We start from the raw sequence: 12,305 nt of genomic DNA on the forward strand, positions 1-12,305 counted from the left end.
GACGGCAGCCCCGCGGATGGCCGCCCCGACGTTTGCCGTGGTCGGGCGCCCCAACAAGGGCAAGTCCAGCATTGTCGCAACCCTGGCCCGGGACGACTCGGTGTTCATTGATGCCCGCGCCGGATCCACCCGGGACGCGCGTGAGTTCCCCATGCGCGTGGATCATGAAACCCTGTATGTGCTGGTGGACACACCGGGAATCCAGCGCGCGCGGGCGGTTCTGGACTGGCTCCAGGCCAACAGCGTCGATGCTTCCTCGCGACCGGCCGCGGTGCGCCAGTTTGTGGAGGCGCATCGCACAGACCCGCGCTTTCACGATGAATGCGAGCTGTTGCAGCCGATCGTCAATGGCGCCGGCATTATCTATGTCGTGGATGGCTCCGTTCCTTTCAGCGCAGACTACGAAGCGGAAATGGAAATCCTGCGCTGGACCGGGCGACCCAGTCTGGCGTTGATCAATCCCATCGACAGCGACGATTTCGCCGCTGAATGGACGGCGGGCCTGGGCCAGTACTTTCGCACCGTGCGCGAATTCGACGCCCAGCGCGCAGAGTTGACCAAGCAGCTGGAACTGCTGGAGCTGTTCGGGCACCTGGATCCGGACTGGCGTGACTCGCTGACCCGTGCCGTGGCCGTGTTGCGCGAGGAGCGCGCCGTCCAGCACCGCGCCGCCAGCCTGCTGATTGCGGACCTGATTGTCGAGGCGATTACCTTCGAGACTTCGCAGAAGGTGCCTCGGGGCCTGCCCCATGAGCCGGTACAGGCGTTGTTGTTCAAGCGTTACCAGCACCATCTGGCAGAGCGCGAGCGGCAGTGTCGGCGCCGGGTGGAGGAGGAGTTCTCCTGGACAAACCTGAACCGCACCGAGGAGGGCCTGGCGCTGGAGGAGTCGGAACTGTTCAATGTCGAGGACTGGTATCTTTGGGGCCTGGATCGGCGCTCCTTGCTGACGGTTGCGGGTTCGGTGGGGGCGGTGGTGGGCGGCGGCACCGGACTGGTGATCGACGGTGCTACCGGTGGCCTGCTGGGCGGTCTGGGTACCCTGGTGTCCGGTGCGCTGGGCGCCGCCGGCAGCGGCATTGCGGCGCTGCGTTACGCCAACGATATCGGCGAGATCAGGGTCCGGGGCATTCCCACCGGCGGCAAGGAGCTGCACTACGGCCCCGCACGCAACCTCAATTTCCCCTTCGTGGTGCTGGGCCGTGCGCTGTTGCACCACCAGTTGCTGTGCAGCCGTACCCACGCCGACCGCAGCGCCCTGGACCTGCGCGGCCAGCTGCTGGCGGACCTGGATGACAGCCTCCGGCGCCAGTTCGGGCGCCTGTTCGCTGACTTGCGCCGGGGCAGGAAGATGACTGAGAGCCGTGAGCAGCTGGCGGCGCTGATCGAGCAGCAGTGCCTGCAACGGGACAGCTGAAGGCAAAACCGGGAGGACCGTGTCATGAGTACGACTGGAAAGTCACGCAAGGCCCGCCGCTCGCCGGCGCCCCGGAGCACGGATACTGCTCCCACGCGCAGGACGGCGCTGATTACCGGCGCTTCGGCGGGTATCGGAGAGACCCTGGCCTGGCTGATTGCCGCGGAGGATTACGATCTGGTTCTGGTCGCCCGCAGCAGGGACAGGCTGGAGGCACTGGCCCAGGCCCTGCGCGAGAGTCACCCCATTGCCGTCACCGTGCTGCCGCTGGACATGGCGGCCAGCGGCAGCGCCCGCAAACTGTGGCTGGCGCTGCAGCGGCAGGGGGTGGCGGTGGATGTGTTGGTCAACAACGCGGGTGTGCTGCAACACGGCGCGTTCACAGCGATGACGCCCGCGGATCACCAGGCCATGATTCAACTCAATGTCGCCGGATTCACCGACCTGCTGGCCCACTTCGTGCCACCCATGGCGGCTCGAGGTAGCGGCAGAGTCCTCAACGTGGCCTCAATCGCCGCTTTCCAACCCGTTCCCAGTCTGGCGACCTACGCCGCCACCAAGGCCTACGTACTGTCGCTGTCGGAAGCGCTGGGGGAGGAGCTGCGCGGCAGCGGTGTAACCCTCACCACCCTGTGTCCGGGCATCACCGCGACCGACATGGTTGCCCGAGCCCAGGCGGGCTCCAGCGCGCTGCAGAATTTGCCGGCGATGCTGATCTCCGATGTGCAGGATGTTGCGGTGGAAGCCTGGCAGGCCTGTCTGAAGGGGCAGGCCATTGTTGTGCCGGGAACGCTCAATCTCGCCACCACCCTGGCGGCCCGGGCCACGCCCAAGTGGCTGCTGCGGCGCCTCACCGGCCTGCTGGGCCGCTCCACCCTGTAACCGCGGCGCCGCTCCACCCTGCAGGAGCCCGCTCCGCCCTGTAGGAGCCCGCTCCGCGGGCGATGTTATCGCCGACAGAGTCGGCTCCCACAATAGAGTCGGCTCCCACAACAGTGTCAGCGAATCTCCGACTCCGGGCGGCCCTGCCACCAGAAGGGCTGCAGGGCGCGTTCGCCGGTATGCACCTCGGTGAGTGACTCCGCCTCGTAGACACGCCCGTTCAGTACGATGTGACTGATACGGTCGGAGTGGCGGATATCCTCCAGCGGGTTCTGATCCAGGATCACCAGGTCCGCCAGCTTGCCGGGCTCCAGTGAACCGAGGTCCTGGTCCATGCCCAGGTAGGTGGCCGGATTGATGGTCGCCGCGGCCAGTGCCTGCATCGGGCTGAAGCCGCCGCGGACGAAGCTCCACATCTCCCAATGAGTGGCCAGGCCCTCGCGCTGACCGTGGCCGCCGGTGTTCACCAGAATGCCTGCGTCCAGCAATGCCTTGGCAGCGGCCGCGGCATCGTCGTCCCGGTAATCCGCTTCCGGCGCCATCGGGCGACGTACCGAGCGTGACTGCAACACGGTGGGCGGTACGAAGTTGGCGAGCAGCGGGTGCTTCCACACTTCCGAGTCCTGGTAGTAGTAGTCCTCCGAGGTCAGACCGCCAAACGTCACCACCAGGGTCGGGGTGTAGCCAGCCTGACTCTGGCGCCAGTACTGGATGACATCGTCGTACAGGGTCAGTACCGGCACGTTGTGCTCGATGCCGGTGATACCGTCGCCGATCAGGTTCATGTCCATGTGGTACAGCGCGCCGCCTTCCGCCACCGGCATCAGGCCTTCCTGTCGCGCCGCTTCAATAACCATCTGGCGCTGGTCCCGGCGCGGCTGGTTGTAGTTCTTCACCGTCACCGCGCCCTGGGCCTTGAGCCGGCGCACGTGGGCGAGGGCATCCTCGAGAGAGTCGACCGGGGACCAGCCGGTGGATTTGGCGCCGTAGATGATCTCCGCAGTGGAGAAGATACGCGGCCCCAGGATCTTGCCGGCCCGGGCGTACTCCGCCGCCGCAAACACCAGGTTGGCGCTACTGGACGGGTTGTGCACGGTGGTTACGCCCAGCGCCAGGTGCGCGAGCAGGTTCCAGTTCTGCTGCGGAATGATGTCGTTGCTGCCGTAGGGTCCGTGGGCGTGGATGTCGACATAGCCCGGCACCAGGGTCTTGCCCGCCATGTCGACGGTGTGGAAGCCATCCGGGATGACGAGGCCGCTGTCGCCCAGCGCGCGGATGCGGTTGTTTTCCAGCAGCAGGGTACCGTCCTCGATGACGTCGCGGGCCGCGTTCATGGTCACGATACGGGCGTTGACCAGGGCCAGACGGGCGTCCGGCGTGGCGGCGTCCATGTTCATGGAGAGGTCGATACCCGCGCTGCCGGGTTCGAACTCCTGCGCCATGGCGGCGTCCACAGTGACCGTTTTCAGTTCGGGCCCGGTGCTCCAGCTCACGGCGCTGCCATCCGCATTCCAGTTCAGGTAGGCGCCACCCACCTCGCTCAGGCGCACGGTGGGGAAGGCCGGCCTGGCTGCGTCCAGTGTCAGCGGCTTGCCGGTGAGCGCAATGGCGGCCAGGTAAATTTGTTGGCCGTTCTCGAACACTATGTGGCGGCCGTCGGGCGCCAGGCGGATTGCGGTTGCCAGTTCGGCGCTGGCCACCTCGCGCACATCGTGACCACTGCGGCTCATGGAGATCAGGGCAGTGCTGGCGGTGCTGCTGCCGCGACCACTGGCGCTGTCCGCTCGCTCCTGGGCATAGAGGCGGCCGTCGGGGCCGAAGTGCGGGTTGCGGCCACGCGCGCTGACAAAGCGCATGTTGCCGCTTTTGCGGTCCAGCAGGTAGAGACCGGGCTGTACCGCCCACTCCGGATTGAGCAGGCTGCTGCCGGGCAGCTTGCGCAGGGCGAGGGTGTCGCCATCGGCGGCAATGGCGAGTTCCGTGTACTGCCCCTTGGGGTGCTCCAGGGCGCGGGACTTGCCGCCGCGGATGCCGACACTGCGCACCTGGGTCAGGCCCCGGTCGCTCCAGCGCAGGAACAGGATCTCGCGACCGTCCGGGGCCCACACCGGGGCGTAGTCAAAACCGCTGCTGTTGTCGCTGGTCAGGCGCCGGGGGCCACTGTCACCGCGCTTGACGTAGAGCTGGCCCAGGGATTCGAACACGACCGCACTTCCGTCCGGAGAGGGCTGGGCAAAGCGGACCATGCGGGTGCGAAACTGCTCCGGCGCCACCTCTACGGGGAAGCGCACGGCGGGGTAGATGTCGCGGCTATCCCTTACACGGAACGGAATTTCCGCTACCTCGCCGGAGGCGACCGCCAGGCGCCATATCTTGCCCTGCGCCCAGAACACGATGTTGCGGCTGTCCGGGGTCCAGGCCATGTTCGGGTAGAGTCCGTGTACCGCCCAGGTTTCCTGCATGTCCAGGTCCAGGGCATCGAACAGCATGCGCTCGGCACCGGAGTCCAGATCCATCACGAACAGGCGCGAACTCGCCCGCACGCGCTTGACGTAGGCCAGCTGCTTGCCGTCGGGGGAGGGGGTGGCGCGCACGGCGCCGCCGGGGCCGCCTGCCGCGGTGCTGATGTCGCCGCTGGCGAGGTCGACGCGGCGGATCTGGAACAGTTCGGTATTGCTGTCCTGGTGATAGATGAACGTATTGCCAGGCGTTGTATTCAGCGAGTAGTACAGGCTCTTGCCGTCCGGGCTGAAGACAGGTTCACCCTGTTCTTTCTGGAAGGTGGGGCTGGGGCGCGGTACCACCAGCTGGCCACTGTTGTTCTCGCCACCGGCGGCGTGGTAGAGCCAGATCTCCCCGGTGCCCAGGGAGCGCGAGGTGGTGAAGTGCTTGCGCGCCGCCAGGTATTGCCCGTCCGGGCTCCAGCTCGGGTTGTTGAGCAGGCGGAAAGTCTCGAAGCTGATCTGCCTGAGGTCGCCACTGCTGCGCTCCAGGATCCAGATATTGTCGCCACCGGTGCGGTCCGAGGTGAAGGCGATACGGCTGCCATCGGGGCTGTAGCGTGGCTGCATGTCCCAGGCGTGGCCGGAGGTCAGGGCGCGCGCCTCGCCGCCGGCGATGGGCAGTTCGTAGAGGTCGCCGAGCAGGTCAAAGACCAGGTGGCGGCCGTCGGGGGCGACGTCCAGGCTCATCCAGGTACCCTCGCTGACCTCGAATTCGGCGCTGATGGGCTCTGCAGAAAAGGCTGGGCGATTGACGTCCCAGCCCGGTACATCGGTATCTGCAGTCGCCGGCAGGGCAGCCGCAAACAGCGGGCTGCTGCACAGCAGCAACAGACAAGAGCGCAGAGTTGACTTCATAGTGGCATCCTTCGGTTACACTGCTGAGGTATTGCGCAGCTGCGCGGGCGGAGAGTGATCCAGTCAGTGAAAGTGGCGTACCTTACTATGACTTCATCCGGTATTGAACCGGATCCCAACTTGCCCCGGAGAGCCCATGATCTACATCCGATCCCTGACCCTGTTGCTGACTCTTGTTTTTGCACTGCCGACGCTGGCGGCGGAGCTCGAGGTGGGCGACCCTGCCCCCGACTTCACGCTCGCCGCCAGCGATGGCAACACCTACACGCTGGCAGACTTCAAGGGCAAGCAGGCGGTAGTGTTGGCCTGGTTTCCACGCGCCTTCACCTCCGGCTGCACGGTTGAGTGCAAGTCCCTGGCCGAAAACGGTCACCTGATCCGCGAGTATGACGTCAGCTATTTCATGGCAAGTGTGGATCCGCTGGCGGAAAACCAGCGCTTTGCGGAGGAAACCGGCGCCGACTTCCCGTTGCTGAGTGATCCGGGCAAGGACGTTGCCGAGGCCTACGGAGTGTTGGCCGGCATGGGGTTTGCCAGGAGGCACACCTTCTACATCGGCGTTGACGGTACCATCCTCAAAATCGACACCGCGGTGCAGCCCGCCACTGCCGCCCAGGACATGGCCACCAGCCTGGGCGAGCTGGGTATCGCCCGACGCTGAAAGTCCGCCCCGGTTGTCCCGCACCGGGAGCGGCCGAGCGCAGCTCCCGTGCTGCTCATCCCGCCTGAATTCCCCTCCCTCCCGCTGGCGTTTTCACGCCCCTGGCCTATAATGCGCGCCTGATTTATTGACCCAGCGATCTCGCCCCCACCACAGGTGGGAGCGGCGCGGTCTATTGGCGCCTATCTGTGGAACGGGTAATGCTCAGCACCGGGCAAACACGCGAGCTGTTTCGTCTGGCACTGCCGATGGTGGTGTCACAGAGCGCGTTCGCCCTGATGGTTTTCACTGACCGCCTGTTCCTGTCGCGCATCGATGCCCTGCACATCGCCTCGGCTCTCGGTGGCGGCGTTACGTTCTTTGTCAGTGTGTCCCTGTTCCTGGGCGTCATGTCCTATGCCACGGCCCTGGTGGCGCAGTACTACGGCTCGGGCCAGATGGAAAAGTGTCCGCGCGTGCTGACCCAGGGCGTGCTGATGGCGCTGGCCTGCCAACCGCTGTTGCTGGCAATAGCCTGGCTCATGGGCGGGCTGTTCGCCGTGATGGGTCACTCGCCCGAGCAGGTGGTGCTGGAGCGGCAGTATTATTTCGTGATGATGGCCGGCGCCTTTTTTGTCCTGGTGAAGGCCTGCGCCGCGGCCTATTTCTGCGGCATTGGCCGCACCCGGGTGGTGATGATCACCGATACCCTGGGTGTGCTGCTGAACGTTCCCCTGAGCTACGTGCTGATCTTTGGCAAGTTCGGTTTTCCAGAACTGGGTATTCGCGGCGCGGCGCTGGGCACGGTGATTGCCACCGCCTTCAGTATCGGCATTTACGCGTTGTTCTACTTCAACCGCATACACCGCGAGATGTTCAAGGTAGCGAGCTCGTTCCACTACGACAGCGGCATCCTGCGACGCTATGTGCGCCTGGGGCTGCCGTCCGGTTTCGAGACCTTTGTCGGTGCGGCCACCTTCAACTTCTTCCTGTTGTTGTTCCAGTCCTACGGCGTGGCCGAGGGTGCGGCCATGGCCATCGTCTTCAACTGGGACATGCTCAACTACGTGCCCCTGATCGGCCTCAACATTGCGGTCACCAGCCTGATCGGCCGCTACGTGGGCGCCGGCGACATGAGCCGCACCAACCAGGTAATCGCCGCGGGCTTCGTGATCGCCCTGGGCTATTCCGTGTTGCTGGCGGTGTTCTTCGTCGTCTTCCGGCTGGAGCTGATGATGGTGTTCGCGACGCCCGGACAGGACTTTAGCGAGATTGCCGGGCTGGGCAGCCGCATGATGTTGGGTATGGCCACCTACGTACTGGCGGACGCGATCATTCTCGTCTCCAGCGGCGTATTGCGCGGCGCCGGTGATACCCGCTGGCTGATGAATACTTCCATGAGCCTGCACGTGCTGATGCTGGTAAGCCAGTACATCATGATCAAGCCCATGGGGGTGGGACCGCTGGCGAGCTGGTGGGGCTTTGTCGCCATGCTGCTGATCCTGGCCGTTGTCTACCTGCGACGCCTGCTGGGGCAGACCTGGCGCAAGCCCTCGCGGCTGGCCCGGGTCATGGCCGAGTAACACCTGTGGACGCGGCCGGCCTCAGAGGGTGAGGATGCGGCGCAGCAAGCTGTCCTCGCGACGTTCCTGCTCGCGCAACAGCAGGAGTTGCCGCAGCTGGTCCTCGATTTCCGCGGCCACCTGGTCGCGGATTTTCTGCTGCTGCACCTTGCCCGGCTTGCGCTTGCTGAAGCGGGCCAGGTCCACCGGCTGGCCAAAGCCCAGGTAGCAGCGCTGGGGCTTGGGCAGTAGTGTTCCCAGCGCTCCCAGTGGCAACGGCGGCAGGGCATCGGTGCGCGTGTCGTCGGTGAGCAGGCCCAACAGCCGCAACAGGCGCCCGGGCAGGGAATCGGGCAGGTCCTCGCTCTCGATCAGGTGGCTGTAGAACTCGTCCGGTCCGACAATGCCGAAAGGCATGATGGTATAGCCGTGCTCCGCCGCCATGCGGATGAAGCCGTAGCGTTCCTTCCACTGCAGCTGGTAGCGCTGGCGGCTGGGCTTGACCGCTTCATGAGCGCCGCCCGGGAACACCAGCAGGTCCTGGCCGTGGGCCATCAGGGCGCTGCAGACGTCGGGGTGGCCCATGGCCGCGCCGCGCGCCAGCAGGGCCTGTTCCAGGGCCGGATGGGTGAACAGGAACTTGTCGCCCAGCGGCCGCAGGAAGCGGTTGTAGCGCTGATGCATGATGGTGGCGACTACCAGGCCGTCGAGGGCGAACAGGCTGTGATTGCCGACAAACAGGCAGGGCTGCGGCGGAATGTTGTCGACGCCGCGCACCACGGGGCGGAACAGCCGTTGCACAATCTGCCAGGCGATCTTCACATCCCGGTTGTGGGGTATGCTGGTGACGGCGAGGGCACGTTCGATGTGGCGTTGCAGGCGATCGCCCTGCAGCGGCTGGTTATCCTTGTCCAGTAGGGTCATGGTGCAATCCGGTCGGCAATCTGTCGCCATTGTATCACTCGCTGCCGAGCAGACGGCCGAGCCCGCGCTGGTGCAGGGCGTCCTCGAACAGTCGGCGAATGTCTGCGCTGTTGTCCAGCGTCAGGGCCTGCTGCGCCAGCCCGGCGGCGTCACTGGCTGCCATGGAGCGCAGCAGCCACTTGATCCGCGGCAGTTTGGATGCGCTCATGCTGAGCTTGCGGATGCCGATGCCCAGCAGGAACACAACGGCTGCGGGGTCCGAGGCCATCTCGCCACACAGGCTCAGCGGCAGCCCGGCCCTTTTTGCAGTGGCGGTGATGCGCGCGATTTCCTGCAGTACCGCCGGGTGGATGTGGTCATAGGCCCCGGCTACCCGTGGATTGTTGCGGTCCAGGGCCAGCAGATACTGGCTCAGGTCATTGGAGCCAATGGAGACAAAGTCCAGCTTTGGCGCCCAGGCGGGCAGCAGGGAGATAGCCGCGGGTACTTCCACCATGATGCCTACCTGCGGCCGGAGCACTGAGACACCTTCGTCGCGCAATTGCTGCAGCGCATCCTGCAGCACATCGTGGAAAGCGTTGATCTCGCCGGTGTTGCTGACCATCGGCAGCAGGATGTGCAGTTCCTCGCCGCCAGCCGCCGCCCGCAGCATGGCCCGAACCTGGGTCATCAGCAGCGAGCTGTTGTCCAGGCAGAAGCGGATGCCGCGCCAGCCCAGGGCCGGGTTTTCCTCGTGGATGGGAAAGTAGGGCAGGGGCTTGTCGCCGCCAATGTCGAGGATGCGCATGTACACCGGGCGCCCCCGGTAGGCTGCCAATACCTGGCTGTAGATGTGCAGCTGCTCCTCCTCCGAAGGGAAGGTTTCGCTGACCATGAACGGCATCTCGGTGCGATACAACCCGATGCCCTCGGCGCCGTTGGCCAGCCCCGGCGAGATATCCGCCAGCAGCCCGGTATTCGCCAGCAGGCGCACACGCTCGCCGTCGGTGGTGGTGGCCGGTTGGTCGCGCAGTCCCGCCAGCTCCCCTTTCAGGAGTTGTTCCGCTCGCTGCAGGCGCTCGAACTCCAGCCGCACCGAGGAGCTGGGGAAGAGAATCACCTGGCCGGTGTTGCCGTCGACGATCAGCGGACTGCCGTTGTCGATGCCTTTCAGCTTGCCGGTGCCCATCACCGCCGGTATGCCGAGGGCGTTGGCCAGCACCGCGGTATGGGACAGGCTGGAGCCCTCATAGCAGACAATGCCCACCAGCCGCTGCGGGTCGCAGGCGGCGATATCGGACACACTGACCTTGGCCCCGGTCAGCACCAGTGGGCCGTGATCGTCTGCGGGCGTGTTCTCCGGTGCGCCGCTCCAACTCTGGTAGAGCTTGTTGCCGAGGTGGTGCAGATCCTCGTTGCGGGCCCGCAGGTAGGGGTCCTCCATCGCCAGGAAGACCTCGGCATAGTGGTGTACGACCTGGCGCAGCGCCCCCGGCAGCCACTGGCCCTGGGCGATGGCCTGCTCCACCCCCACGCGCAGGCCCGGATCGTTGAGCAACATCTGGTAGGCGGTAAATACGGCGCTGACGCCGTCGGACAGCTGTTCGCCGAGCGCCTTGCGCTCGCTGTCGACATCGGCGCTGACCTTGGCCAGCAGCTGGTGCCATTCGCGAATGCTGGCTGCCGGGTCCTCGCAGGGCCGGTCGGGTACCGCATACAGGTCTGCGGTCTCGCACAGCCAGGCACTGCCGATACCGGTGCCCGGCGCGCCCTTGACGCCGCGGACGCGGCGCAGGGCATTGGCCGGTGCATGGGCGGCCAGCGGTTCCGGCGGCAACACCAGGGCGAGCTGGGTAGAGAGCGTGACCAGGAACGCCTGTTCGTCCGCGGACATTACCCGTCCTTCCCGGGACTGCACTACCAGTACGCCGATGACGGCTCCGGCGCGTACCACCGGTACACCACAGAAACTGCGGAACTCGTCTTCCCGGGTTTCTGCGAGATAGCAGAAATCCGGGTGCGAGGCGGCATCGGCCACGTTGATCGGGTGCCGGCCCTGGGCCACGCGGCCGACCAGGCCGCGGCCCGGTGCGAGGCGACTGTAGCCAACGGCCTGCGGATCCAGGCCGTGGCTGGCTACCAGCACCATGGTGCCGTCGATGGCCGCGATATACAGGCTGCAGACGTCCACGTTGATGGCACGGTGGATCGCCTCCACGATCAGCTTGACCTGGTCCTCGGTCTGGTCGGCCTGGGCGGCAGCCTGCACGATGCGGGTCAGTTCCTGCAGTGTATTCATCAACGCGGTGTCCGTTCCTGTGTTGGCGCGGTTTTGGGGGCGGCGCACAGGTCTAGTATCCGCTATAGTGGCAGGCCCTTGCCAGTACACCGAGAGAGGAAAACACCATGGCGGATACCGGATTGCAGTTGCGCACGTGCGTCAATGATGACAACACCCTGACCCTGTGGCTGGAGGAAACGCCCATCCCGCAGCCGGGACCGGAGCAGGTGCTGATCCAGGTGGAGGCGGCACCGATCAATCCCTCCGATCTGGCGCTGCTGTTCGGCCCGGCCGACATGAATACAGCGCGGGTCAGCGGCACTCCGGAACGTCCGGTGGTGACCGCTGATATTCCCTCCCAGGCCATGCGTATTGTCCAGGCGCGGGTCGGCCAGGCGCTGCCTGCCGGCAACGAAGGTGCCGGCAAGGTGATCGCCGCCGGCAATTCGGAGGCCGCCCAGGCCCTGCTCGGCAAGACCGTAGGCGTATTTGGTGGTGAAATGTTCGGCCAGTACCGCTGTGTCAACGCCCAGGCCTGCCTGGTGCTCAATGACGACACCACGGCGGAGGAAGGCGCCTCCTGCTTCGTCAACCCCATGACCGCGCTGGGGATGGTGGAAACCCTGCACCTGGAGAACCACGGCGCGCTGGTGCACACCGCAGCGGCCTCCAACCTCGGGCAGATGCTGAATCGCCTCTGCATTGCCGACGGTATTCCGCTGGTGAATGTGGTGCGCAAGGACGAACAGGTAGCGTTGTTGCGGTCACAGAATGCGGAGCACGTGGTCAACTCCGAGGCCGGGGATTTCCAGCAGCAGTTGCTGGCGGCACTGGATGCCACTGATGCCACGCTGGCCTTCGACGCCATCGGCGGCGGCAAGCTGGGCGGCACCATTCTCAACAGCATGGAAGCCGTCGCCGCCCGCAAAATGACCGAGTACAACCGTTACGGTTCCAGTACCTTCAAGCAGCTCTACATCTATGGTGCCCTCGATCTGGGACCGACCGTGCTCACCCGCAATTTCGGCTTCGCCTGGAACATTGGTGGCTGGCTGCTGCCGCTGTTCCTGCAGAAGGTGGGCATGCAAAAAGCGGGCGAGATGCGGGCGCGGGTTGCTGCGGAGATCAAGACCACCTTCGCCAGCCACTACACCAGCAGGGTGTCCCTGGCCGAGGCCCTCAGCCTGGACGCCATAGGCGCCTACAATCGCCGCGCCACCGGCGAGAAGTTCCTGGTGCTGCCGCAGGCCTGAGATCCGGC

8 protein-coding genes are annotated in these 12,305 nt (G+C 65.5%); 5 read left to right on the top strand and 3 right to left on the bottom strand.

Annotated elements, in window-relative coordinates; translation table 11 throughout:
- Positions 1–16 precede the first annotated feature (16 nt).
- Entirely contained in the window at positions 17–1,417 is a 1,401-nt protein-coding gene (locus RLO07_RS09205; RefSeq protein ID WP_462291835.1) for a DUF3482 domain-containing protein, read from the top strand.
- A 24-nt stretch (positions 1,418–1,441) separates the two neighbouring features.
- Positions 1,442–2,299 (top strand): SDR family NAD(P)-dependent oxidoreductase, encoded by an 858-nt coding sequence (locus tag RLO07_RS09210; RefSeq protein WP_462291836.1) that lies wholly within the window; start codon positions 1,442–1,444, stop codon positions 2,297–2,299.
- A 116-nt stretch (positions 2,300–2,415) separates the two neighbouring features.
- Here the strand turns inward: RLO07_RS09210 and RLO07_RS09215 are convergent, their stop codons facing one another.
- The gene (locus tag RLO07_RS09215) at positions 2,416–5,658 is read right to left on the bottom strand and encodes an amidohydrolase family protein (RefSeq protein ID WP_462291837.1); all 3,243 of its coding nucleotides are present in this window, start codon (positions 5,656–5,658) and stop codon (positions 2,416–2,418) included.
- A gap of 136 nt (positions 5,659–5,794) precedes the next feature.
- Here RLO07_RS09215 and RLO07_RS09220 point away from each other — a divergent pair, with 136 nt between their 5' ends.
- Together RLO07_RS09220 and RLO07_RS09225 are read left to right on the top strand one after the other, a co-directional pair.
- Positions 5,795–6,319, top strand: coding sequence for a peroxiredoxin (locus tag RLO07_RS09220; protein WP_462291838.1), 525 nt, complete (start codon positions 5,795–5,797; stop codon positions 6,317–6,319).
- A 200-nt stretch (positions 6,320–6,519) separates the two neighbouring features.
- Positions 6,520–7,881, top strand: a complete 1,362-nt coding sequence (locus RLO07_RS09225; protein WP_462291839.1) for an MATE family efflux transporter — start codon at positions 6,520–6,522, stop codon at positions 7,879–7,881.
- Between the two features lie 21 nt (positions 7,882–7,902).
- Here the strand turns inward: RLO07_RS09225 and RLO07_RS09230 are convergent, their stop codons facing one another.
- Together RLO07_RS09230 and ptsP are read right to left on the bottom strand one after the other, a co-directional pair.
- Positions 7,903–8,784, bottom strand: a complete 882-nt coding sequence (locus RLO07_RS09230; protein ID WP_462291840.1) for a lysophospholipid acyltransferase family protein — start codon at positions 8,782–8,784, stop codon at positions 7,903–7,905.
- A 34-nt stretch (positions 8,785–8,818) separates the two neighbouring features.
- Positions 8,819–11,062 carry a phosphoenolpyruvate--protein phosphotransferase gene (ptsP, locus tag RLO07_RS09235; protein ID WP_462291841.1) on the bottom strand — a complete coding sequence of 748 codons (2,244 nt, stop codon included), beginning with the start codon at positions 11,060–11,062 and terminating at the stop codon, positions 8,819–8,821.
- Between the two features lie 107 nt (positions 11,063–11,169).
- Between ptsP and RLO07_RS09240 the strand changes: the two genes are divergently transcribed.
- Positions 11,170–12,297, top strand: a complete 1,128-nt coding sequence (locus RLO07_RS09240) for a zinc-binding dehydrogenase (RefSeq protein ID WP_462291842.1) — start codon at positions 11,170–11,172, stop codon at positions 12,295–12,297.
- Positions 12,298–12,305 lie beyond the last annotated feature (8 nt).

It is taken from the genome of Haliea sp., assembly GCF_040221975.1.
Classification (GTDB): domain Bacteria; phylum Pseudomonadota; class Gammaproteobacteria; order Pseudomonadales; family Halieaceae; genus Haliea.